This is a genomic window from Flavitalea plasmicola, from assembly GCF_030546645.1.
GTDB lineage: Bacteria > Bacteroidota > Bacteroidia > Chitinophagales > Chitinophagaceae > Puia.
This window is the reverse complement of sequence record NZ_JAUOTO010000001.1, coordinates 1,180,672-1,205,638: the sequence shown is the minus strand read 5'-3', so window position 1 is coordinate 1,205,638 and position 24,967 is coordinate 1,180,672. Positions and strand designations below refer to the sequence as shown.

The 24,967-nt window shown below is 52.0% G+C and carries 23 protein-coding genes; 4 read left to right on the top strand and 19 right to left on the bottom strand.

Translation table 11 applies throughout. From position 1 onward, the window contains the following. The first annotated feature begins 11 nt into the window (after window positions 1-11). Genes Q4E93_RS04930 through Q4E93_RS04920 form a run of 3 tightly spaced genes read left to right on the top strand, consistent with a single transcriptional unit; the run spans window position 12 to window position 4,234 of the window. On the top strand, window positions 12-1,898 hold the full coding sequence (locus Q4E93_RS04930; RefSeq protein ID WP_303583044.1) for a RagB/SusD family nutrient uptake outer membrane protein: 1,887 nt from the start codon (window positions 12-14) through the stop codon (window positions 1,896-1,898). 18 nt (window positions 1,899-1,916) lie between these two features. Then, on the top strand, window positions 1,917-3,122 hold the full coding sequence (locus tag Q4E93_RS04925) for a DUF5000 domain-containing lipoprotein (RefSeq protein ID WP_303583042.1): 1,206 nt from the start codon (window positions 1,917-1,919) through the stop codon (window positions 3,120-3,122). 5 nt (window positions 3,123-3,127) lie between these two features. After that, complete coding sequence (locus tag Q4E93_RS04920; protein ID WP_303583040.1) at window positions 3,128-4,234, top strand: DUF4998 domain-containing protein; 1,107 nt, start codon at window positions 3,128-3,130, stop codon at window positions 4,232-4,234. Here the strand turns inward: Q4E93_RS04920 and Q4E93_RS04915 are convergent, their stop codons facing one another. The 19 genes from Q4E93_RS04915 to pafA form a co-directional block, all read right to left on the bottom strand. Next, a complete protein-coding gene (locus Q4E93_RS04915; protein WP_303583038.1) occupies window positions 4,235-5,893 on the bottom strand; it encodes a UxaA family hydrolase in 1,659 nt (552 codons plus the stop codon). It lies immediately after the preceding gene. After that, window positions 5,890-7,365 (bottom strand): tagaturonate reductase, encoded by a 1,476-nt coding sequence (locus Q4E93_RS04910; RefSeq protein ID WP_303583036.1) that lies wholly within the window; start codon window positions 7,363-7,365, stop codon window positions 5,890-5,892. The genes Q4E93_RS04915 and Q4E93_RS04910 overlap by 4 nt, the downstream gene beginning before the upstream one ends. 2 nt (window positions 7,366-7,367) lie before the next feature. Beyond that, window positions 7,368-8,039, bottom strand: coding sequence for a bifunctional 4-hydroxy-2-oxoglutarate aldolase/2-dehydro-3-deoxy-phosphogluconate aldolase (locus tag Q4E93_RS04905; protein WP_303583035.1), 672 nt, complete (start codon window positions 8,037-8,039; stop codon window positions 7,368-7,370). Beyond that, window positions 8,029-9,045 carry a sugar kinase gene (locus Q4E93_RS04900; RefSeq protein ID WP_303583034.1) on the bottom strand — a complete coding sequence of 339 codons (1,017 nt, stop codon included), beginning with the start codon at window positions 9,043-9,045 and terminating at the stop codon, window positions 8,029-8,031. The genes Q4E93_RS04905 and Q4E93_RS04900 overlap by 11 nt, the downstream gene beginning before the upstream one ends. Window positions 9,046-9,130: 85 nt before the next feature. Continuing rightward, a complete protein-coding gene (locus Q4E93_RS04895; protein WP_303583033.1) occupies window positions 9,131-10,144 on the bottom strand; it encodes a zinc-binding alcohol dehydrogenase family protein in 1,014 nt (337 codons plus the stop codon). Between the two features lie 111 nt (window positions 10,145-10,255). After that, entirely contained in the window at window positions 10,256-11,044 is a 789-nt protein-coding gene (locus Q4E93_RS04890; RefSeq protein WP_303583032.1) for an SDR family oxidoreductase, read from the bottom strand. An 11-nt stretch (window positions 11,045-11,055) separates the two neighbouring features. Next, window positions 11,056-11,904 (bottom strand): amidohydrolase family protein, encoded by an 849-nt coding sequence (locus Q4E93_RS04885; protein ID WP_303583030.1) that lies wholly within the window; start codon window positions 11,902-11,904, stop codon window positions 11,056-11,058. Beyond that, a complete protein-coding gene (locus tag Q4E93_RS04880; RefSeq protein WP_303583028.1) occupies window positions 11,885-12,748 on the bottom strand; it encodes a fumarylacetoacetate hydrolase family protein in 864 nt (287 codons plus the stop codon). The genes Q4E93_RS04885 and Q4E93_RS04880 overlap by 20 nt, the downstream gene beginning before the upstream one ends. 9 nt (window positions 12,749-12,757) lie before the next feature. Next, entirely contained in the window at window positions 12,758-13,522 is a 765-nt protein-coding gene (locus Q4E93_RS04875; protein ID WP_303583026.1) for an SDR family NAD(P)-dependent oxidoreductase, read from the bottom strand. Between the two features lie 6 nt (window positions 13,523-13,528). After that, a complete protein-coding gene (locus Q4E93_RS04870; protein ID WP_303583024.1) occupies window positions 13,529-13,867 on the bottom strand; it encodes an L-rhamnose mutarotase in 339 nt (112 codons plus the stop codon). Continuing rightward, window positions 13,864-15,180 (bottom strand): L-fucose:H+ symporter permease, encoded by a 1,317-nt coding sequence (fucP, locus tag Q4E93_RS04865; RefSeq protein ID WP_303583022.1) that lies wholly within the window; start codon window positions 15,178-15,180, stop codon window positions 13,864-13,866. Before fucP ends, Q4E93_RS04870 begins: the two co-directional genes overlap by 4 nt. Window positions 15,181-15,581: 401 nt before the next feature. After that, window positions 15,582-15,899 (bottom strand): DUF59 domain-containing protein, encoded by a 318-nt coding sequence (locus Q4E93_RS04860; RefSeq protein ID WP_303583020.1) that lies wholly within the window; start codon window positions 15,897-15,899, stop codon window positions 15,582-15,584. After that, window positions 15,896-16,324 carry a SufE family protein gene (locus tag Q4E93_RS04855; protein WP_303583018.1) on the bottom strand — a complete coding sequence of 143 codons (429 nt, stop codon included), beginning with the start codon at window positions 16,322-16,324 and terminating at the stop codon, window positions 15,896-15,898. Before Q4E93_RS04855 ends, Q4E93_RS04860 begins: the two co-directional genes overlap by 4 nt. Window positions 16,325-16,405: 81 nt before the next feature. Next, window positions 16,406-17,653, bottom strand: coding sequence for an aminotransferase class V-fold PLP-dependent enzyme (locus tag Q4E93_RS04850; protein ID WP_303583016.1), 1,248 nt, complete (start codon window positions 17,651-17,653; stop codon window positions 16,406-16,408). Next, complete coding sequence (sufD, locus tag Q4E93_RS04845; RefSeq protein WP_303583014.1) at window positions 17,646-18,986, bottom strand: Fe-S cluster assembly protein SufD; 1,341 nt, start codon at window positions 18,984-18,986, stop codon at window positions 17,646-17,648. Before sufD ends, Q4E93_RS04850 begins: the two co-directional genes overlap by 8 nt. Window positions 18,987-18,998: 12 nt before the next feature. Beyond that, the gene (sufC, locus tag Q4E93_RS04840) at window positions 18,999-19,766 is read right to left on the bottom strand and encodes a Fe-S cluster assembly ATPase SufC (protein ID WP_303583013.1); all 768 of its coding nucleotides are present in this window, start codon (window positions 19,764-19,766) and stop codon (window positions 18,999-19,001) included. 109 nt (window positions 19,767-19,875) lie between these two features. Next, window positions 19,876-21,321: a Fe-S cluster assembly protein SufB gene (gene sufB / locus Q4E93_RS04835; protein ID WP_303583012.1), complete on the bottom strand. Its 1,446-nt coding sequence runs from the start codon at window positions 21,319-21,321 to the stop codon at window positions 19,876-19,878. Window positions 21,322-21,421: 100 nt separating this feature from the next. Then, window positions 21,422-21,748, bottom strand: a complete 327-nt coding sequence (locus tag Q4E93_RS04830; protein ID WP_303583010.1) for a HesB/IscA family protein — start codon at window positions 21,746-21,748, stop codon at window positions 21,422-21,424. Window positions 21,749-21,889: 141 nt separating this feature from the next. Next, window positions 21,890-23,530 (bottom strand): alkaline phosphatase PafA, encoded by a 1,641-nt coding sequence (gene pafA, locus Q4E93_RS04825; protein ID WP_303583008.1) that lies wholly within the window; start codon window positions 23,528-23,530, stop codon window positions 21,890-21,892. Between the two features lie 168 nt (window positions 23,531-23,698). Here pafA and Q4E93_RS04820 point away from each other — a divergent pair, with 168 nt between their 5' ends. Beyond that, window positions 23,699-24,955 carry an aminotransferase class I/II-fold pyridoxal phosphate-dependent enzyme gene (locus tag Q4E93_RS04820; RefSeq protein ID WP_303583007.1) on the top strand — a complete coding sequence of 419 codons (1,257 nt, stop codon included), beginning with the start codon at window positions 23,699-23,701 and terminating at the stop codon, window positions 24,953-24,955. The last annotated feature ends 12 nt before the right edge of the window (window positions 24,956-24,967 follow it).

Below are 24,967 nucleotides of genomic sequence, written 5' to 3'. Positions count from 1 at the left end.
AATAAAAGAACATGCAAGCATATAAGCTCACTTTAATAATACTATTGATCCTGCTCTCAGGTCTCACCTCCTGCAGGAAATACCTGGATGTGGTGCCTGACAATGTGGCCACCATCGACAACGCTTTTACCATGCGCAGCCAGGCGGAGAAATACCTGTTCACCTGCTATTCCTATATACAAAGGGACGGAGACCCCGAGCAGGACCCGGCAATGCTGGGAGGCGATGAGCTCTGGGAGAACGATGACAACGGCGGCATCTATAAGAACATTGCCAAAGGACTACAGAATGTGGTCAATCCCTACGCAGAGAACATGGACTACATTTACAGGGCATTGAGGGATTGTAATATTTTCCTGGAGAACGTCGGTAAGGTACCTGATCTTAAGCCGACGGAAAGGAACCGCTGGATCGCTGAAGTGAAATTCCTCAAGGCCTATCAACATTTCTACTTGTTGAGGAAGTATGGCCCCATTCCTCTGATCAAGGAAAACTTACCCGTAAATGCGGATGTCAACCAGGTGAAAGTCTTTCGTGCACCGGTGGATTCCTGCTTTAATTACATCACGAGCCTGTTGGACGAGGCTATCCCCGGGCTCCCGTTGACCATCGACAACCCCACCAAGGAAATGGGACGCATAACGCAGCTGATCGCGCTTACTTTTAAGGCCAAAATACTGGTGACGGCCGCCAGCCCCTTATTTAATGGGAACACCGATCAACAGACCTTGAAAAACCACGACGGTACGCAGCTCTTCAATCAAACAGTGTCAAAAGCCAAATGGGATTCCGCGGCAGCTGCCTGCAAACGCGCCATCGACATGGCCAGTAGCCTGGGTATGAAGCTCTATTATTATCAGCCTGCCTTCCAGCAATTCAATCTTTCGGATACCATCATGACGCAACTGAATATCCGGAATGCTGTTACTGAAAAATGGAACAGCGAGATCATCTGGGGCAATACCATGATGAATACCACCCATTTGCAGGAGCTGCTTACGCCCTTCCTGGATGCACGTTACCTGGATGAGACCGTGACAAAAGGATTGTATTCTCCGACTTTGAAAATTGCGGAAATGTATTACTCCAGCAATGGCGTGCCTATATCGGAAGATAAGACGTGGAATTACGGCGCCAGGTATGCTTTACGGAAGGCAGCGGATGATTACAAAATATATATACGCAATGGCGCCACGACCGCAGGATTGAATTTCGACCGGGAACCCCGGTTTTATGCCGACATGGGATTCGATACAGGCATATGGTATGGACAAGGGAATTATGATGACAGCCAGGACCAGTCCCTTTTCGCCCTGGCGGCGAAATTCAAAGAGCCCCAGGGCGTAGGTAAGCCCGGTTATGCCACGGTAACAGGCTACTATGTCAAGAAATTAGTGCACTATCAGAACGTGATCACACAAACAGGTTATTCCGTCTCAGCCTATCCCTGGCCGACGTTGCGTCTTGCAGACCTGTACCTCCTCTATGCAGAGGCGTTGAACGAATCGGCAGGCCCTACGGACGAGGTGCATACCTACCTGGACCTCATCCGGAAAAGAGCCGGGCTGCCATCTGTAAAAGACTCCTGGACGCAATTCTCCAATAACCCCGGAAAGTTCGCCACCCAGAACGGCATGCGCGAGATCATTCACCAGGAAAGACTGATCGAACTGGCTTTTGAAGCACAGCGGTTCTGGGATCTGCGCCGTTGGAAAGAGGCGGCAAAGGAATTGAACGCTACGGTAATGGGCTGGGACGTCAATCAGACGAGCGCTGCCGCTTACTATGTACCTAAGAAAATTTTCAACCAAACCTTCGGGGTAAAAGATTATTTCTGGCCGATCAAAGACTACAATATCACCGTTAACAGTAATCTCGTACAAAATATTGGCTGGTAATTGTAAATGAAAATCGAAATGAAAAATACCACTGCAAATAAAATATATTTCCTCCTGTTATATCTGACCTTCGTCCTGGGTGCAGGATGCAAAAAAGAAGACAGACTTGATCACATCGATCCCAATTCCCCCGCGCCGGCACAGGTCAGCAATATAAAGATTGCCGCCACGCCCGGAGGAGCTATGATCAATTACAAAATCCCCAAAGACCCCAACTTTTTCTATGCCAAGGCCGTATATGAAATTCGGCCCGGGGTATACCGGGAAGCGAAATGTTCCTACTATAATGATACCCTTGCCCTCGTGGGCTATGGCGATACATTGAGCCACCAGGTGAGGATCTACAGTGTCGGTAAAAATGAAAAAGCATCCGAACCTGTCACCGTCAGCATTGTTCCCCTGTCGCCACCCGTGAGGACAGTATATAAGGACCTGACCCTCACCGCCGCATTCGGGGGAGTAAGGATCGGTTTTAAAAATCCATCCCAGGCCAACCTGGCCATCGAGCTATTGATGGACAGCACCGGCGCCGGCGCCTGGACGACATTGAACACGTTCTACACCGGCGCCCTGGAAGGATCCTTTTCCACCAGAGGCCTGGATTCCGTACAAAAAAAGTTCGCTGTGGTGCTGTGGGATCGCTGGAACAACAAATCAGATACTATGGTCCGAACGCTTACTCCCTTATATGAAGAACTGATCCCTAAAAATAAATTTTCCATCCTGCAGCTGCCAACGGATGTCTACAAACCTGCGGAGCCGCAATATGGACTGGCAAATGTCTTTAATGGAGGGACCTTTTGGAACGGGATATGGGCCTCCGCCAACAACTCTGTTATCCCGCAATGGTTTACCCTGGACCTCGGGCAACAGGTGGTGCTGAGCAGGTTTAAGGAATTCCAGGTCAACACCGATCACTTTTACATCGCCTCCGCCCTGAAAACTTTTGAGATATGGGGCTCGAATAATCCCAACCCGGATGGCAGCTTTGACGCCAGCTGGACTTTGATGGGGACGTTCCATTCCTTTAAACCTTCCGGGTTGCCAATGGGGCAGACCAATCAGGATGACTATAACTATGCCTGTGTCAACGGGGAAGACTTTGAATTTGAAAATGTCGTTCCCGCCGTCCGTTATATCCGGCTGAACGCCCTGGAATCTTACAGCAGCGCCGGGCAAATCGTCATTTCAGAATTAACTTTTTGGGGTCAGATAAAACACTAAATTTTATGAGATCAATATATTTCCTTCCAGTCCTACTGCTCGTCATGCTTTTCTCCGCATGTAAAAAGATGGATAGTACCTACAAGCAATATATCGTGGTGGGGGGGATACCCTACACCGGTAAAGCGAAATCTCCGAAAGCATACGCCGGACACAACAGGGTAAAGATCACATGGCTAAGAGGTTCGGATCCCAATGTGGTAAAAGCCAGGATCTTTTGGGACAATTATACGGATTCCGTCGAAGTGAATATCAAGGATGACGCCGATACGATCAGCGTCATCATCGACAATTTGCCCGAAAAAGATTACTCTTTCGAGATCAAGACCTATGATAAAAACGGAGTGCCTTCCATTCCGGTGGAACTGCTATCGGGCGCTTATGGCGACAGGTATCAATCGCAATTACTAACCAGGCCGGTGAATTCAGTATTACTTGACAAGAACGATAAGCTCACCATTAAATGGGGTAATGCGGACATATCCAATGGCGCCACATTCACGGAACTGGCATACACCGATCTCACCGGAATGGCCAGGACAATTCGCTTCCCGGTGACGGAATCGTCCTCTGTATTGACGGATGCCAAACCGGGAACTTCCTTGCAGTACCGGACTGTCTTTGAGCCGGATTCCCTGAGCATCGATGAATTTTACACTGCCTCATCCGAACTGGGAGAAATTTCTTTGGATAAAAAGGACTGGAGCATCATTGACTATTCCACCCAGCATTCTGCCGGAGACAACGCTGTCACTAATTTTATTGACGGTACGGATGCCACCCGCTGGCACACCTGTGCAGGATGTTCGAGTTATCCTCATTTTGCGACCATCGATATGGGGGTCAAAAGGACGATCACAAAATTCGGTGTTTGGCGGACCACCTTCGAGAACGGAGGAGATGACCGCGGGCCCGACCAGATACAATTCCTTACCAGTACAGACAACGTAACCTGGGCTGACCAGGGTATTTACAGCTTCAACAGGATGCTCAACGGAGAACAGACCTATATGATGACGTCCCAGCCGCAGGCCAGGTATTTTAAGTTCGTAGGCGTTTCAGGACCCCAATCTTATATGGTTATAGGAGAGATCAGCGCATATGGCTTTTGATCACAGCGACACGCCTCTCTTCCAGGGAATAAAATCATCCTGGACATGATGGACCGCCGCCACCTCGATCTCACCGCTGGCAACACCGATGACATACTCCAATATCCGCGCGCCTGCCTGCTCGATCGTCTCCTTGCCCTCGATGATCGTACCCGTATTGATATCGATGATATCGCGCATCCGCTCGAACAGGGGTGTATTGGTTGCGATCTTTACCACAGGCGCGATGGGATTGCCCGTAGGCGTGCCCAGACCGGTGGTGAACAGCACTATGTTTGCGCCTGAAGCCACTTCCGCCGTGGTGGACTCCACGTCGTTTCCCGGCGTGCACAGGAGGTTCAACCCCGGTTTTGTCACTTTCTCGGGATAATCCAGCACGGCCGTCACGGGAGAGGTTCCTCCTTTCTTGGCAGCACCGGCTGACTTGATCGCATCCGTGATCAATCCGTCACGGATATTGCCCGGGGAAGGGTTCATATCAAAACCAGAGCCTACTGCTTTGGCCCTTTCATTATAGGTCCGCATAAGATGGGAGAACCTTTCCGCCGTCGGCACATCCACACACCGGTCGCTCAGGTTCTGCTCCACACCACATAGCTCGGGAAACTCCGAGAGGATGACGCTCCCGCCCATCGCCACCAGCAGATCCGATGTATAGCCAATTGCCGGATTGGCGGAAATACCGGAGAAACCATCCGACCCGCCGCATTCCAGCCCGATGCAGATCTTGCTCAGCGGGGCCGGCTTCCTCTCCTGCTGATTGGCCAGTATCACTCCCGCAAAAGTTTGTTTGATGGCTTCCGACAACAAGGCGGATTCCTTCCCGATCTTTTGCTGCTCTAAAATATATAGCGGTTTGGAAAATTGGGGACTGCGTTTCTTTATCTCTTCCTCCAGCATGCTGACCTGCGCATTCTGGCAACCTAGACTGAGGACGGTAGCTCCTGCCACGTTAGGGTGAGTGATGTACCCCGCCAGCAGCCCGCATAACGCCTGTGCATCCTGCCGCGTACCGCCGCATCCGCCGTCATGCGTGAGGAATTTTATACCGTCTACATTCGGGAACAGGCGCTGAGAAGGGTGCTTCTCATAATCAGCATGCAGGTCGGTCTGCAGGATCTCTTCCACACTTCTGCCCGTCTTATATAATTCGATCAATTGCTGTGATTGCACCTGGTAGCTTCTGTTCCTGCCATAGCCCAGGTCGTTGACCAAAGCCTGCTGCAGCACGTCCAGGTTCCTGTTCTCACAGAACACCATGGGGATCACCACCCAATAATTCGCAGTGCCCACACTGCCGTCCGCCCGGTGATACCCCTTGAACGTCCGCTCCGCAAATGCACGGGTATCCGGGATTATCCACTGCGTATGCCGCTCGCCCACGGTGAAGTCGTTCGCGGCATGCCTGACATTGGAAGTGCTGATAAGCCCTCCCTTTTTGATGGGTTGCTGCGCCTTGCCCACTAATACCCCGTACATGATGATCGAATCCCCCACGGCCAGATCGGTGGTGGCGAATTTATGCTTGGCTTTTACCGTTTCTTCCATCGTATATTCCACTCCCTCAAAAACGACTTTCTCGTCTTTAAGAAGATTTGTCAAGGCCACCAGCACATTGTCGGCAGGATGGACTTTCAGGACAATTTGTTGCGTATTCATAAGTCACTTTTTATTTTTCCTAATTGGGCCAGTGCCGTCCGCGCCCCTTCTTTGATCAATATATCCAGGTTCCCGCGAATGGCCTCGGCCAGTCCGGGCAGCCTGGACAGGTCGGTGTCCCAGAGCGAAACATCGCTCAGCACCTTGACGACCAGCTCAGCAGGTGCGTGCTCTTTCCATAGCCCGGCAAACAGCGCTGCCTTGTCGTCGTTCACCTTATAGTCCCCGCCCCGCATAAATAGCAGATAAGCGGCAAAACCCAGGGCGAACAAGGGCGGAGGAGCATCATGCTGTTTGTAATGTTGCAGCAGCACCGGAATATTGCGCATCTTCATCTTCGACGTATACTGCATGGTGATGCTGATCCATTGATGCTGCAAATGCGGGTTGCGGAACCGGTCCAGCACCTGGAGCCCAAATTCCCTGGACTGTTCCGCCGGAATGGTATATGGAATGGCAGGAGCGATCTCCTTCAACATCAGGTCCGATACAAAGGCTGAGAAACCGGCATCGCCCATTGCTTCTTTCACCGTTGCAAACCCCGCAAGGAAACCCAGCCCGCAGCTGAGGGTATGGGTGCCGTTCAGCAGGCGCAGCTTCAGCTCCCGGTAGATCTCGATATCCGGCCGGATAATAACGCCTGCATCAGCCTCGGCAAAGGACAGAACAGACCGCACCCATTCATCACCCTCGATAGCCCAAAGCCGGTAAACTTCCGAAATGGACAAGAGCTCATCTGTATAACCCAGTTCCTCTTGCAATTGTTGCAACGTGACCGCATCCGGCTTGCCCGGCACGATCCGGTCTACCAGGCTGCTGCACCAACGGCAGGACTTCGAAAGCCATGACGTAAAAGCCGCATCCAGCCTGTTGAATTGCGCCAGCTGATGCACGATGGCTGCCAGCTTCTTACCATTATCCACTATCAGCTCTGTAGGCACGATCACCATCCCCCCCTCTTCACTACCTTTACAGGCCTTATACCGCTCCAGTAAAAAAGCCAGCAGCTTGCCGGGAAACGAAGCCGGGGGCTGTTGGTGAATATCCTCCTCCACCAGGCGGATCCCCACCTCGGTCGTATTCGAAATGATCACCCGCATTTCCGGGTTGTGCGCACATTGCAGGATCTCCGCCCACTGTTCCTTTGCCGACAGCACCCGGCTGATGGCGCTGGAGATGACATTCTCTCTGATCTGCCTCCCATCCTCGATACCCCGGATACATAAAGTATAAAGTCCATCCTGGCGATCGAAAGCGGCAGCATCGCCACCGTCCGTAGACTTGACCACCACCACCCGTCCATTGAACACACCCTGGCGGTTGGCTTTGTCGATGAAATAATCCGGCAGCCCTCTCAGCAGGACACCCGTACCGAATTGCAGGACTTTCTCTGGCAAGTCGAATATCTTTTTATCAGGCTTAACGATCCCCGGCGACTTGATGGCTTCTACATTGGTTTTAGACAGATGCATAACTAGTCATTTTCATTGATGACATCCCGCACCAGCTGCAGGGCAGTCACCGTGTTCTTATATAAGATCTCGTATTGCTCGTTCTTAAGGATATCCTTGCTGATCAGCTTGCTGCCCATACCCACCGCACACACTCCAGCCTTGAACCAGGCCCGGATATTATCCTTGTTCAGCTCCACTCCGCCCGTAGGAATAAACAATTGCCCCTGGAACAACTCCCTTATAGAGCTGATGAATTCATGTCCCAGGATATTCGCGGGGAATATCTTGATCACCGGCGCCTTCAGCTGCTGTGCCTGGAAGATCTCCGTAGGAGTCATACAACCCGGGATCCACAGCATTTCCGCCTTCTCCGCAACGGCAGCCACCGCCGGATTGACGATAGGCGCAATGATAAAATCCGCGCCTGCCTCTATGAAAGCAGTTGCTTCTTCCGGTGTTTTTATGGTGCCGATCCCCAGGTACAGGTCCGGCGCTTCCACTGCAAAGGTCTTTTTCATCGTCCGGAAGTTTTCCAATGCGGCCTTCCCCCTGTTCGTATATTCCAATGCACGCACCCCCGCCTTGTATAAGGTCCGGGTCACTTCCACGCTTACGGCAGGGCTGTCCCAGTAGAACAGGGGAAGCATTCCCTGATTCAAAATGCTCTGAAGAATTATTTTTTTATCGCTCATATGCTGAAATACTTTGCTCTATTTCCTCCACCCGTTGATTGGTCGCGTCGTTGGAGATGAAAAGTTTTTGGAATGCAGCCGCCGTGGCAAACGCCAGCGTCTCCTGGTAATCCTTCCCGCTGTATTGCCCGTAAATCAATCCGGCCATGAAGCAATCCCCGCTGCCTACCTTGTCGACGATCCTGTCGGCAAGATATTCCTTCGAGTGATACAGCTTCCTGCCTGTATACAAAGTCGTATAATACCGGATACCCGCACCTTCCTTGTCGAACCGGAAGGTATTGGCCACCATTTTCGCCCGGGGAAACGTACGCAGTATCTCCTGGCTCGTCTTCTCCGCATGCGCCAGGTATTCTTCTTTCGTACTGTTCTCCGACAGGGATGCGTCCACAGGAACGCCCAGCATTTTTTCCGCAGCCCATAAATTCCCCATCACCAGGTCGCAATATTGCACCAGTCGGGGCATGATGTCCACAGGCGCCGCGCCATATTGCCAGAGCTTGGCCCGGTAGTTAAGGTCGACGGAAACAGCGATCTTTTTCGCAACGGCCGCCGCCAACCCTTCCTCACATACAGCCGCCACCCTGGCATTCAACGCAGGAGAGATGGCGCTGAAATGCAGCCACCTCACTCCCTGAAAAACCTTATCCCAGTCGATGGTCCCGGGACGAAGGTCTGAAAAAGAGGAATGGTCCCGGTCATAGATGACACCGGCATTCTTCAGGTCCTTACCCTTGGGCAAAAAATACAGCCCCAGCCGGGAGCCCTGGTAGATCACCCGGGAAGTGTCGATCCCCCGCCGGCCAAGATAGTCTGTCAATTGATGGGACATCATATTGTCCGGCAGCACGGTGAAATAAGCCGAAGGGATATTCCACAGCGCCAGCGCCGTAGCCACATTGGCCTCCGCCCCGCCTACATAGCAGGACAGGGCATTCTCCTCCAGCCATTCACCATCCCCATCGGGACAGATCCGCAGCAATAATTCTCCAAAAGACAAAACCATAACCTATTGACATTTAAATAAACCTTCTCTCATAGCTCGAAGCTCATCGCTCACAGCCCGTAGTTCACAGCTTGCAGCTCGTAGCTCACAGCTCAACCATCGCCTTGATCACGCCCTTAGCCGGATCAAGCCATCCCGCAAATTCCTTCTTCACTGCTGAAAAACCCACGCGATGCGTAATATAGGTAGTAGGGTCGATCAACCCCTGCTTCATCGAATCCATCACCCGGCCAAAATCCTCCCGGGTAGCATTCCGGCTGCTCATCAGGGTCGCCTCTCTTTTGTGGAATTCCGGGTGGCTGAACTGGATATCTCCTTTCTGCAAACCCACCAGGACATACCGCGCCCCATGGGCCATATATTGAAATGCGTTGTTGATCGCTTTCAGGCTGCCGGTGGCATCGATCACCACCGTCGGCATATCTCCCCGGGTAATGTGACGCAGTCTTTCCATGACATCCTCCCCACCGGCATTCACCGTATGCAACAGGTGCAGCCTGTCACGGCAGAAATCCAGCCGTCCCTCGTTGATATCCATAGCGATCACCTGCCCCCCTGCGATGCGCGCCGACTCCATCACTCCCAGGCCGATGGGGCCTGCCCCCACCACCAGCACAAACTCATCCGGCTGCACGGCAGCCCTTCTCACGGCATGCGCGCCGATAGCCAGTGGTTCTACCAACGCCAGCTGGTCATATCCTAATCCCTGGTTGTGTACCAGAGAGGACGAAGGGACAGAGAGGTATTCTACCATGCCGCCATCCACATGCACCCCGCAAACCTTGATAGCCACGCAACAGTTGGGCTTCCCATTCCGGCAGGCGATACAATGTCCGCAGTTGAAGTAGGGTATGATCGTCACGGCATCGCCGATCACAAATCCATCCGCCTGGTCCATGTCCACCAGGTCACCCGCCAGCTCATGACCTAAAATGCGGGGATACTCGAAGTAAGGCTGTGTTCCCTCAAATGCATGCAGGTCCGTCCCGCAAATGCCGATCCGCCGGATCCTGATAATGGATTGTCCCGGCTTCGCCAGCGGCGCATCCATTTCTTGATATTCAAACTCGCCCGGCCTTATACAAACTAGTACTTTCATTTCTTTATTTATTCTTGACAACACTATTTTCAGCTACAAGTCTCAAGCTACAAGCCAAGGACTTAATAGAACCTACTTGCAGCTTGTAGCTTGCAGCTCACAGCTTGCAGCTCACTGCCGCACAAGTGCTCTATCCAAGTGAACGTAGCCTCCATCCACATGGATCAGCTGGCCCGTCGTATGACTGGACTTCGGCGACAAGAGGAAAGCCGTCATATTCGCGATCTCTTCCGCCGTCGTCATCCTGTTCTCCAATGGTATCTTCGCCACGATGGACTTCAATTTTTCCTCAGGGTTTTCCAGCGTCCTGATCCATTTCTCGTACAATGGCGTCCAGCACTCCGCCACAATGATAGCATTCACACGAATGCCGTCCTGCAGCAGCTCCACCGCCCATTCCCGGGTGAGGGCGTTACGTCCTCCATTGGCGGCGGCATAACCCGACGTATTCCCCTGTCCCGTCTCCGCCGTCTTGGAGCTGATGTTCACGATAGGCCCTTTGGACTGCCGCAACGCAGGCAGTGCATGATGCGCTAATAAGTAATAATGCACCACATTCTTATGCAGCGAGGCGATAAATGCCTCATAGTTGCCGGAAGCCAGCCCCACACCATCATTGACACCCGCGTTGTTCACCAGTCCGTCGATCCTTCCCATTTTATCCAGCACCGTCTTGACTGCCACTTCACATGCAGATGGCTCCGTCAGCTCCGCAGCGAACTGGTAAGCTTTGCCGCCTGCCGCCGCAATCTCCGCTACCGTCGCCTTATTGTCCTGCTCGTTCCGGCCGATGATAAAAGGAATGGCCCCTTCTCCAGCCAGCACCTTGGAAATACCCTCTCCAATGCCCTTAGCGCCGCCGGATACGATGATCACTTTATCTTTCAACTGTAGATCCATACTGATCGTCTTTAAAGATTATAAAATTGGATTGCGTTGCCGCCAAAAAAAGCTGATTGTTCCGCAGCTGAAAAACGGGAGAAATATTCTTTCACCAGACCATACCATTGCTCATAGCTTGCCGCCACCAGGCAAACAGGCCAGTCTGAACCAAACATGATGCGCCCGGTGCCGAATGCCTCCACCACCGTGTCAATATAGGGATGCATTATATCCTCGGGTCTCCAATGATTAAAATCTGCTTCCGTCACCATGCCCGAGATCTTGCAATAGACATTTTGCTGCGCGGCAACGGCCCTGATAGCCGCCTGCCACTCAGCTGTCAGTTTCTTTTCTTTGATATAAGGCTTGGCGACATGGTCGATCACAAAAGGCTGGTCCGGAAAGGCCGCCGTAAAATCCCGGGCATAACCCAGCTGATCGGGATAAATGAGGATGTCATACGTGTATCCAAATTCACGGAGCGCACCGATGCCCCGCTGGAACGCAGGCTTCAGCATCAGCGCCCGGTCCTTCTCTCCCTGCAGGATATGCCGGAAGCCCTTCATCTTGGGATAACGCTTGTAATAGGCCAGTTTCTCCGCTACATCGGGAGACTGCAGGTCTGTCCATCCCACCACTCCCTTGATAAAGTCATGCTTACGCGCATTCTCCAGCTGAAAGTCATTCTCGTCCTCCGTCTGGTCCACCTGTACCAGCACGCAACCATCGATGCCGGCAGCTTGCAGGACAGGCTCCAGGTCGTCCGGCATAAAATCCCTCCGTATGACCTTCATCTCATCATTAATCCAGGAATGGCTGAAAGCATCGAACTTCCAGAAATGCTGGTGTGCATCAATCTTAAGATTCAGCGGCGCCATATGCTTTTACTTTTTGCCTCGAAGTGCCTAATCCATCGATCCCCAACTCAACCACATCGCCCGGCTTCAGATATGTCTGCGGATTGAATCCCATGCCCACACCCGCGGGCGTGCCTGTGGAGATGACATCACCCGGCAGCAGGGTCATGAACTGGCTGACATAGGATACAAGGAAAGGTATCCGGAATATAAAATTAGCTGTCGTACCATCCTGCATCTTCTTCCCATTTACCGTAAGCCATAAGCGCATATTGTCGATGTCGCCGGCCTCATCGGAAGTCACCAGCACAGGCCCCAGCGGCGCAAAAGTATCACAGCCCTTGCCCTTATCCCAGGTGCCGCTCCGCTCGATCTGGAACTCCCGCTCGGAAACATCATTGTGGAGGCAATAGCCCGCCACATAGTTCAATGCGTCAGCCTCTGAGACATAGCTTGCCTTCTTTCCAATGACCACTGCCAGTTCCACTTCCCAATCCGTTTTCACGGAATTCTTCGGAATGACAATATCGTCATAAGGTCCCACGAGGGCCGAGGTCGACTTCATAAAGATCACAGGCTCCGGAGGAGGAGTGGCGCCTGTCTCCCGCGCATGGTCCGCGTAATTCAGTCCGATGCAGACGATCTTCGAAGGACGCGCGATCGGCGAACCCAGCCGGACGCCTGCGGGCAATTCAGCCAGCGAGCCCTTGTTCTGCTCCACGTACGCCTTCAGTCTGGCCAGACCACCCGACTCAAAGAACTGTTCGTTATAATCTTCACCAAAAGAAGAAGTATCATAGTACTTATCGAATAGAACAATACCTGTCTTCTCCTTATTCAATTCGCCATGTCGTATCAGCTTCATATAGTGTATTTAATTATTTAGTTTAACAAATCCGCCGTCGATGGGATAGTCGCAACCAGTAATAAAGCTTGCCTCGTCGCTACAGAGATACAGGATCAATCCCGCGATCTCCTCTGGCTTCGCCATACGGCCGATGGGCTGGGTCTTCGATAATTTATCGAACATCTCCTGCTCCTTTCCCGGATAGTTCTTCTTCAGGAACCCGTCGACAAAAGGTGTATGCACCCGCGCCGGCGAGATACAGTTGCAGCGAATGCCATGTTGGATATAATCCTTTGCCACCGACAAGGTCATGGCCATCACAGCACCTTTGGTCATGGAATAGGCAAACCTGTCCGGGATGCCTACCAGCGCCGCAATAGAGGACATGTTGACGATGACACCGCCGCCGCTTTTCTTCATCAATGGAATGGCGGCAAAAAGACTGTTGTAAACACCTTTCACATTGACATTGTACAGCCGGTCGAAATCCGTCTCCTGCGTGGTCTCCACCGTACCTACATGACTCACCCCGGCGCTGTTTACCACGATATCCACCTTCGGCACCACCGCAAACACCTGCTGCACTGCTGCCTGATGGGATACATCCACGGCATGCGCCGAAGCTTTACCGCCTGCCGCCTCGATCTCTTTCACCGTCGCCAACGACTGTTCTTCATTAAGGTCCACCGCAAACACCCTTGCCCCCTGCTTCGCCAGGAGCAGAGCCACCGCCTTGCCGATCCCGCTGCCCGCCCCGGTGATGACGGCATTTTTTTCTTTCAAGCTGAACATGCTGAATTATATTGATTGATTCAATGAAAATATCCTCTTCATCAATCGCCACTTCTCCCCTGGCTGCCCGCCCGGTATGGGAGATTGATACTTCCACATGAGCTCCTCCCATTTCTGTACCACGGGATTGGCCGCATCCATCGCCGCCTTCCGTTCACCACTGAAATCCGCCGACGTCTCCATGATCATGAACAGGCGGTCCTCCAGCCGGTAGATCTCCATATCCGTGATCCCCGCATCCCGGATGCTCGATCTGATCTCCGGCCAGACATCCCGGTGCCATTGCTCATATTCCGCTATCAGCATCGGATCATTATTAAGGTCTAATGCAAGACAATATCTCATGACTTGACAGGTTTTATCTTATATCCTTTGAGACCGAAGAACAATATATAAGCAAAACAGATCAGCGGCACGATATAGGCTATCTGGATGGAGCCCGTCGCATCCGAAATGGCCCCCATGGCCAGCGGCGCAACAGCGCCACCGATGATGGCCATTATAAGGAAGGAAGATGCCATCTTCGTCTCTTCTCCCAGGTCCTTGATCCCCAGAGCGAATATGGTGGGGAACATAATGGACATAAAGAAAGGCGTCGCCATCACCGCATACACTGCCACATGTCCCTTGGCAAGAATGCCCACCGTCAACAGCAGGATGTTAATGGTCGCATACAGCGACAGCAGCTTCGCGGGCTTTATATATCTCATGAAAAAAGTTCCCAGGAACCGGCCCGCCATAAAGCCCGCCATAGCTCCAAAGAATAACGTTCCGGCTGTCTTTTCCGGAATATCGGCCACATACCGCGAGTATTTAATAAAGAAGCTTCCCACCCCTACCTGCGATCCCACATAAAAAAAGATGCCGAATATGGCCCATTTAAGATGGCTGATCCGGAATACCCTAAAAGAAAATTCAGTCCCCGGAGCATGTCCATGAGCGCTTGCTGCTGCCTTGCCATCATCATCGATCGAGAGCTTGGGGTCATACGATCCAGGTTCCGGCTCCTTGATCTCCGGTATCTTGGTGAACACAAACAACAACGTCACCAACAATACCACCCCCGCAATAACAAAATAAGACGGCCTCACGGTATTTGCTTCGGACTGCAAATAGGCCTGCAAAGTTCCATTTGCCGCCATCGCATCCAACTCCGGCTTTGTGTGCTCGATACCGGATAAAATGAAATGGGATCCAACCAATGGCGCGACCATGGCCCCCAGCCCGTTGAAGGATTGGGCAAAATTCAACCGCTGCTCTGAATGGGCCGGATCACCCAGGTTGGCCATATAGGGATTGGCCACCGTCTCCAGGAATGCAGCGCCGCTGCCCTGGACGAACAGCGCAAAAAGGAAAAAGAGGAAATTGCGCTCCGAAGCGGCGAAAGTGAACAATATAGCCCCAAAGGCAAACATGATCAGCCCAAATATGATACCTTTTTTATATCCATATTTATGCATGAAAAGGCCCGCCGGAATGGCGGTCAGACAATAGGCCAGGTAAATGGGAAAATCCACCAGAGAAGACTGTTTATCATTCAGTTGGCAGGCTTTTTTCAAATGGGGTATCAGAATCGGGTTCAGATTGTGCAAAAAGGCCCACAAAAAGAACAGGGATGTCACCAGGATGAATGGAACTAAGATCTTGTTTTTCGACATTTCCGGATAGTTAAGCAACGTTAGTTAATAATTTCCTCCTCAAAGCTTTCGGAGGTTCAAAGAAAACGCATTCATCCGGAGAAATCACTAATAATGTTATCTGTTTAATAAGTTATTTTAACCTAAAAATACTCATATTGGCTAATCTGGTGAATATTTTTCGCTAATCAGCTGGTAAACCTCACTCCCAACCAGGAGGGAGCACCCCAGCCCATAATCCTCGAAATCCGGGACCTTTTCCGGCCCCACCGGCTGCCCATCGGAAGGCTGCTTCCCCGTCCCCTGGACATGGCCCGGGAGCCCGCGTTTTCAGGCAATTTGTTTTGCGCAATAGATACAGTACCAATGAGTAGAAATAACAAGACCCCATAGAGGGGTCGTAGACAGCAGCAGGAGTTCAACTAGAGGAATCCCAGTTCGAGCTTAGCCTCTTCGCTCATCATATCCTTTGTCCAGGGTGGATCAAAGGTCAGCTGTACATGGCAGTCGACGACCCCTTCCACTCCTTCCACTTTCTGCTGCACATCGTGTATGATCTCCCCCGCGGCAGGACAGGCCGGCGCCGTCAGGGTCATCGTGATCTTCACCTCTCCCCTGTCGCCGATCTTTATTTCGTACACCAATCCAAGATCGAATATGTTCACAGGTATCTCAGGGTCGTACACGGTGCGTAGGACGCCTTCTATCTGGTCGCGTAATGTGATGGTCGTTTCGCTCATGATTGCAATTCTTTCGCCTGGTAGGCCAGTGCGTACAATTTGATCTGCTTCACCATGGACAGCAGCCCGTTGGACCGGGTGGGAGAAAGATGACTGCTGAGGCCAATGGCATTAATGAAATAGAGTTCCGCATCCACGATCTCTTTGGGAGTATGTCCGGCCAGTACGTCAATCACCAGGCTGACCAGCCCTTTCGTAATAATCGCATCACTGTCTGCCGTGAACGTGATCACGCCGTCCTTATAATCCGGATGCATCCATACCCTGGACTGACACCCCCGGATCAGGTTTTCATCGACCTTATATTGCGGATCCATCGGCGGCAGCTCTTTCCCCATTTGAATGATGTACTCGTATTTATCATCCCAGTTGCTGAAAAATTCGAAGTCCGCAATGATCTCGTCCTGTTTCTCCTTGATAGTCATTTTTAAAGCTTTTAGCTGCAAGCTACAAGCTGCAAGCAGTTTCAATAAGCCCCTTGTAGCTTGTGGCTTGAAGCTTGCAGCTCAACCCAACAAGGTCGCCGCCTTGCGTATTCCCGCGACCAGCTTGTCTATCTCTGCCGGCGTATTATAAAAAGCCAGCGAAGCCCGCACAGTGCCCGGTATACAATACTGGTCCATGATAGGCTGCGCACAGTGATGGCCCGTACGCACGGCGATCCCCTGCTTATCCAGGATCTCTCCGAGGTCGAAAGGATGGATATCCCCCACCAGGAAAGACAGCACGCCCGCACGATGAGCGGATCTCCCGATCATACGCAGTCCCTTTATCTCCTGCAGCGCTTCCAGCGCATAGGCCATCAGGTTATGCTCCGTCTGCCGGATAGTGGACAACCCCAGTTTCTGGATATAATCCAGCGCAGCGCCCAGACCGATGGCGCCGGCCATATCAGGCGTGCCGGCCTCGAACTTATAAGGAAGGTCGTTATACGTAGTCTTTTCAAAGCTTACGGTTTTGATCATCTCGCCGCCGCCCTGGTAAGGAGGCAGCTCATTCAGCCACTGCTCTTTGCCATACAGCACGCCAAAGCCCGTAGGGCCGTATATCTTATGACTGGAAAATGCAAGAAAATCCACATCCAGCTCCTGTACATCCACTTCCATATGCTGCACGGCCTGCGCCGCGTCCAGCAATACAGGGGTACCCTGCCGGTGTGCCGCTGCAATGATCTCCCGCACTGGATTGATCGTTCCCAGGGCATTCGACACATAGTTCACTGACACCAGCTTCACCCCTTCCAATAGCTTTTCCAGTCCATCCAGTATCAACTCTCCATTTTCATCGATGGGTATTACCTTCAATGTAGCTCCCCGGTCCTCACAGGCCAGCTGCCAGGGAACGATATTTGAATGATGCTCCAATCCGGAGGTGAGGATGCTGTCTCCTGGTCTCAAAAATTTCTTACCGAAAGTGTACGCCACCAGGTTGATGGATTCCGTCGTGCCCCTGGTAAATATGATCTCATGCGCATGCTTTGCGCCGATGTATTCAGCTATCTTCTTCCGGGCCAGCTCATAAGCATCTGTAGCCTGTTGGCTAAGATGATGCACGCCCCGGTGCACATTGCTGTTGATCGTGTGATAATATTCCTCCATGGCTTTCAGCACAGCCTCGGGCTTCTGCGTGGTGGCCGCATTGTCCAGGTACACCAGCGGATGCCCGAATACCAGGGTATCCAGGATAGGAAAGTCTTTCCGCACCTTCTCTACATCCAGCACGCTATTATCCTTTATCGTTACAGTGTCATGCATGATTGACAGGAATATGTAGACTGATTAGCTCGTTAACATGCGCCTCCACCTCGGGGATGCGGATCTTCTCCGTCACATCAAAGGCGAATGCATTGATCAGAAGACTCTTTGCAGACTCTTCCCCTATGCCACGGGCGCGAAGGTAAAACAGGGCTTCCTCGCTGAACTGCCCTACCGTAGATCCGTGGCTGCATTTCACGTCATCCGCGAAGATTTCCAGCTGCGGCTTGGAGTCGATGGTCGCCTTCTTGCTGATCACCAGGTTATTGTTCTGCTGGAACGCATTGGTCTTTTGCGCATCCTTATGCACATATACCTTTCCATTGAAAACACCTGTGGACTGTTCCAGCAGCACGCCCTTATACAGTTCGTTACTGAGGCAGTTTGGCTTTTGATGATCCACCAGCGTATGGTTGTCCACCAGCTGATGGCCTGCCGCCAGGTAAAGACCATATAAATGGCTTTCGGTATGCTCTTCTTCCAGCCGGGCCTGCAGATCGTTCCTGACCAGGTCCGCGCCGGGCAGTGTGATTGTAAAATTATTGTACAGGCTCTGCCGGTGCTGGTGCACCGTCGTTTGCTGGACAAGCCGAACGCCTGCGCCTGCCGTTTGTATCATGGTGTGATGCAGCCGCGCATCCTGGTGGACCAGGATCTCCGTCAGACCATTCACCCAGATCTTCGCCGTTCCTCCGGAAACAACAGACTCGACGACGGAAAGCTCCGCATTGCGATTGACCACCCAAACATTACGGGGCTGTACCAGCAGGTTACTTTCCGACGTATAGACATGAATGACATGGATAGGCTTCTCCACCGTCACACCTGCATCCACTCTGATAAAAAGACCGTCTGTAAAAAGGGCCGCATTCAGGTTGGCAAAATGCTGATCACCCCATGCCGCCTGTTTCTCGAAATACACCGACAATGCAGGGTCCTGCCGGGCTTCGGCGACTTTCAGCAGCTGAATACCTTTCGGCAATGTTCCTCCTCCTATCGTGCCATCCCAGGAACCATTCACCAGGACTATCTGGTAGCAGTCCAGCAAGGTGATGCCGGCCTTCTTCACCAGAGCCGCATCCGGGACCACAGTCTTCCCCGGCACTTCCCATCCCTCGATGGTGAATTCATCCTTCAGGAATCGGGCCAGGTTGGTATACTTCCACTCCTCGTTACGGATGGAAGGAAAACCCAGTTCGCGGAATTTATCGAAAGCAGACTGCCGCGCACGCCGCAGGTCACTGCTCTCCTTCTTCACACCGCCGGAAAGCGAAAGTTTATTCCAGCCGTTCACTACCTCCTCGAACAAGGGTATGGTCTGTTCTTGTGTCATGCTGCTAATTGATTAAATAGTAGTTGCTTTTTCCCGGGACTCTTCCTTCAGCCAGTCATATCCTTTTTCTTCCAGCTCCAGGGCCAGCTCTTTGGTACCCGATTTGACGATCCTGCCGTCGTATAGCACGTGCACGAAGTCGGGAACGATATATTCCAGCAAACGCTGATAGTGCGTGATGATGATAAAAGCGTTGTTCTCGCTGCGCAGCTTATTCACTCCTTTGGAAACGATGCGCAATGCATCGATGTCCAATCCGGAATCCGTCTCGTCAAGAATGGAGAGGGCCGGCTCCAGCATGGCCAGCTGAAAGATCTCGTTCCTCTTTTTCTCACCACCGGAAAAACCTTCGTTCAGGCTACGGTTCACCAGCTGTGCATCGAACTCCACCAGCTTCTGCTTTTCCCTGGACATCCGGAGGAATTCCTTGGCGTCCAGCGGCGGCAGGTTCTTATGTGCCCTTATCTCTGACAAGGCCGTCTTTAAGAAATTTATATTGCTGACCCCGGGTATCTCGATGGGATATTGAAAAGCCAGGAATACTCCTTCTCTTGCCCGGACCTCAGGGCTCATGTCGAGCAGATTCTCTCCTTTAAAGATCACCTCTCCCTGCGTAACGCGATAATTCTCCCGGCCAGCAAGCACTGAAGCCAATGAGCTTTTCCCCGAACCATTAGGCCCCATGATGGCATGGACCTCTCCCGCATTCACCGTCAGGTTAATACCCTTCAGGATCTGCTTCTCCTCAACCTCAGCATGTAAATTTTTGATCGTCAGCATGTTCTTATTTATTGTACATTTAAAACAGCCTCAAGCTACGAGCTTCAAGCTGCAAGTCAGTTTATTCAAGTCCCTTAAGCTCACAGCTTGTAGCTTGTGGCTTGCAGCTCTACCCCACGCTGCCCTCTAAAGTAATGGACAGCAGCTTCTGCGCCTCTACCGCGAATTCCATCGGCAGCTGGTTCAGCACTTCCTTGGCATAGCCGTTGATGATCAACGCCACCGCCTTCTCGGAATCAATGCCCCGCTGATTGAGATAGAAGATCTGGTCCTCCCCGATCTTGGACGTCGTCGCTTCGTGCTCCACGGTAGCCGTATTGTTCTTCGATTCGATGTAGGGGAAAGTATGCGCTCCACAACGATCGCCGATCAGCAGGGAGTCGCATTGCGTGAAATTCCTCGCCAGGTCCGCCTTGGGTCCTATCTGCACCAGTCCGCGGTAACTGTTGTTACCCTCTCCGGCGGAGATCCCTTTGGAAATGATCCGGCTGCGGGTGTTACGTCCGATGTGATGCATCTTGGTGCCCGTATCCGCGATCTGACGGTTACGGGTAACTGCAACGGAATAGAATTCACCTGTGGAATTGTCGCCCTGCAGGATCACGCTGGGATATTTCCAGGTAATGGCAGAGCCCGTCTCCACCTGCGTCCAGGAGATCTTTGCATTTGCGCCCTTACAGATCCCCCGCTTCGTAACAAAATTATAGATACCGCCCTTGCCATCCTTATCTCCGGGATACCAGTTCTGCACGGTGGAATATTTTATCTCTGCGTTCTCCAGCGCTATCAGCTCCACGACAGCCGCATGCAGCTGGTTCTCATCCCGCATAGGCGCCGTACAGCCTTCCAGGTAACTGACATAGCTGCCTTCATCCGCGATGATCAGCGTCCGTTCGAATTGCCCCGTGTTCTCGGTGTTGATCCGGAAATACGTGGACAGCTCCATCGGACAACGGACCCCCTTGGGGATATAAACAAATGACCCATCCGAAAATACAGCCGAATTCAGCGCAGCAAAAATATTGTCGGAATGAGGTACCACGGAACCTACATACTTCTGCACCAGCTCCGGATGCTCCTGTACCGCCTCTCCGAAAGAGCAAAAGATGATGCCCAGCTCTTTCAGCTTGTCCTTATAGGTCGTTGCAATGGAAATACTGTCGAATACGGCATCAACGGCAACTCCGGTCAATGCCTTCTGCTCGGAAAGAGGAATACCCAGCTTCGCAAACGTCGCCAGCAGTTCCGGATCTACTTCGTCAAGGCTATTGTACTTCTTTTTGTTCCGGGGCGCCGCGTAATAAGATATTTTCTGAAAGTCAATGGCCGGAAGCTCGAAATTCTGCCATTCAGGCAACTTTTGTTTTTGAAAAGACTGGTACCCCTTCAGTCGCCAGTTCAGCAACCACTCAGGCTCCTTCTTTTTTTCTGAAATGTAGCGGATCGTGCTCTCGTTAAGCCCGGCCGGCAGGATATCCATTTCAATATCCGTGACAAAGCCGAACTCGTATTCCTTATTCGCTATATTGTCAATTATTTCATTGTCGTTTGGCATATTCCGCTGTTGTTATTAGTATTCCGCTGTAAAAGTACTTTAATAGAGGCGTTTTTCCCGGCTGAAATACTGAATTTCCGCATAGAGCAATCGATTTTCCCTACACCGCAAAGCTTTCTCCGCAGCTGCAGGTCCTGGAGGCGTTGGGATTATTGAAAAACAAGCCTTTACCATTCAACCCGCCGGAATAATCCAGCTCGGTGCCATACAGGTAAAGCAGGCTCTTCATATCCACCACGACCTTTACTCCTTTGTCCTCGAATATCTGGTCGCCGTCTTTCTCGGCCGTGTCGAAATCCAGCTTGTATTCCAGCCCGGAACATCCGCCGCTTTTTACGCCTACACGTACAAAAGTCTCAGGGGCGGCTTGCTGCTCGGCCATAAGGTTCACGATATATTCCTTTGCCTGGGGTGATACTGTGATCATAGTGCTTAAATTAGGTCTATTTAAAATAGAACAAATTACAGTCCAGAGGGTTCTCTGCCAGCTTTCGATTTCCGGAAAAAGGCAATCGCCTCCCTCTGAATCCAAATGCAAAGGTCCGAAAAAAAATCGGGACTTCCGATCTCATCGTCCCCCACTCTCCGTAATCTCCCGTATGGGCCTCCCCACCGCCCCATTGGGCATCTGGATATGCAGCAGCGCCGCCACGGTCGGTGCAATATCCGTCATATACACCGGCGCATTGGTATGACCTTGCTTCACGCCCCAACCCATGAATACCAATGGAATATGCGTATCATAAGGGTTCCAGGTCCCATGCGTGGTCCCCGTCTTCCCATAAGCGTCAAACCAGCCCGCGGCCAGCACGATCTGCACGGCCCCACTCCTTCTAAAGTTATACCCATTGATAATCATTGACTTCAATGGCTCCGGCACGGGCGCTTCCCCGATCTTGTCCACATCCACGGCATAGGAAATGCCTGGCTGGCGCTTAGCATATTCCACTGTCAACCGCTTGATAGCGTCAAAATCAAGATGCTGCGCCTCCATCTTCCCCAGGTCGAAATTCAGCTGGTAGTTCAGGCCGCTGCGGATCAGCTTATCCACTCCAAATTTCGCGGCCAGCAGCTTGTTCAAAGTATCCACCAGGGGCCGGGCATTCCAGAAATCAGCTGGTATCTCATGCTTCTGCATAAAATTGATCGCGTGGGCAGCGCCATGGTCCGCCGTGAGGAAAACGGTATACTGCCCCTTGCCCAGGCGCGTATCCAGGTAAGAAAAGAACTTCCCCAGGTCCTGGTCCAGTCGCAGATAGGTATCCTCCACCTCGATGGAGTTTGGGCCGAACATATGACCTACATAATCCGTTGAGGCACAATTGACAGTGAGAAAATCCGTCGCGGGTCCGCTGCCCAGCTGGTAGCCTTCCACTGCCTGGCGGGCAAAATCCAGGGTCAGCGTATTTCCGAAAGGGGTTGGCCGGAAAGTGCCATGGCTCTTTTTATACGCTTCGTCTATGTGATGGGGAAAAGTAGTGCTCGTCTCGCCGGGATACCGTCCCTCATAAGGCTGGTCGTCGCTGTCGCTGTTCTTGTAGGTCCCGATGGGATACAGGGTCGTCCAGCCATTCTGTATCAGCTTTTCAATGGGCCGGCTCCTGTTAAAGGCATCCACCCAACCCGGCAGCTCCTGCATATAATAAGTGCTGGAAACAAAGTTCCCCGTCGAATCATCCATCCAGAAAGCGGCATTGGCCGCATGCCCCGCCGGCAGAATAGCGGCCCGGTCCTTCAGCGACACACCCACTACTTTTGACTGGAAATTACTGGCCAGCCGCAATTCATCCGTCACTGTGGATACCAACAGGTTACGAGGCGACATCTTTCCCGAAGCATTGTTGGCGCCCACCGTGCGCACCGTGCTGTCGTCCGTACAATACACCAGTTTCCCCGATAGCTGCTCGATCCATTCATTGCCTGAAATGCCGTCCAGTGCAGGTACGCTGCCCGTGAACACACAGGTATGCCCTACGGCCGTGAAAGAAGGAAGATAGTTGATCAGCGTATTCTCACACGAGAATCCCTCTCCCAGCAGGCGACGAAAGCCGTCCTTACCATACCGGTCATAGTATCGGTATAAGTAGTCCCAGCGCATCTGGTCCACTACAATACCCACCACCAGCTTGGGCCGCGCAGGTCCCGTCTGGCCAAAAGAGAAAAGCATGAAAAAACAGCATGCTGCCGACAATCGTATCCTTCTTTGCATGAAATAAGTTTTGATGGAGGGCGCAAAAATATTGGAATTAAAGCATTCTAGGATTAAAAGCTGGTTAATGAGCAGCGATATAGGCAGACCAATACCCCCTCCCCGTTGCCTATTTCCCCAAATGCGTTAAATTTGCCGCAAACCATCGAAACTTAATAAATCCATAATATGGCAGATATCTTCGATAAGTTAGTGAAGCACAATGGCCCCATCGGCCAGCACAGAGAAAGAGCGCATGGATATTTCGCATTTCCCAAACTGGAGGGAGAGATCGGTAGCCGGATGAATTTCCGCGGAAAAGAAAAGATCGTATGGAGCCTGAATAATTACCTGGGCCTCGCCAACCACCCCGAGATCCGCAAGGTCGATGCTCAGGCCGCCGCACAGTTTGGCATGGCCGCCCCCATGGGAGCCCGTATGATGAGCGGTAACAGCAACTACCACGAGCAGCTGGAAAGAGAGCTGGCTGCGTTTGAGGGAAAAGAAGATGCCACCCTATTTAATTATGGTTACCAAGGCATTATGAGCGCCATCGACGCCATCTGCGGCCGTCATGATGTCATCGTATACGATGCCGAAAGCCATGCCTGTATCATTGACGGTCTCCGCCTCCATCCCGGCCATCGCTACGTATTCAAACACAATGACGTCGAAGACTGTGAAAAACAGCTGCAGCGCGCCACGGCCCTTATAGAAAAACAAAATGCCGGGGGTATCCTCGTCATCACGGAAGGCGTATTTGGCATGGCCGGCGACCAGGGTAAACTCAAAGAGATCGCCGCCCTGAAAAAGAGCTATGAATTCCGCCTCCTCGTAGACGATGCGCATGGCTTCGGCACCCTCGGAAAAACAGGCGCCGGCGCTGGCGAGGAACAAGGCGTCCAGGATGACATCGACCTGTATTTCTCGACCTTCGCCAAATCAATGGCCTCCATCGGCGCCTTCATGGCGGGCGACAGAGCTATCATCGACTACATCCGCTATAACACCCGCAGCCAGATCTTCGCCAAAAGCCTTCCCATGCCCATCACCATCGGCAACCTCAAAAGGCTGGAGCTGCTGAGGACCCAGCCGGAATTGCGCAAAAAGCTGTGGAGCGTAGTGAACAAACTGCAAAAAGGTTTGAAAGACAGTGGCTTTGACATCGGTAAGACCGACTCGCCCGTCACCCCCGTATATATGAAAGGCGATGTTCCCGAAGCCACCGCCATGGTGATGGACCTCCGGGAACACTATAACATCTTCTGTTCTATTGTAGTATATCCCGTTATCCCTAAAGGGCACATCATCTACAGACTGGTGCCCACCGCCGTCCACACCGATGAAGATATAGAGCTCACACTCAAAGCCTTCCGCGAAACCAAAAAGAAGCTGGACGCCGGAGATTATAAGGTACAGGCAATCCCTGACATGGCCGAGGCATAAATATTTCCAATT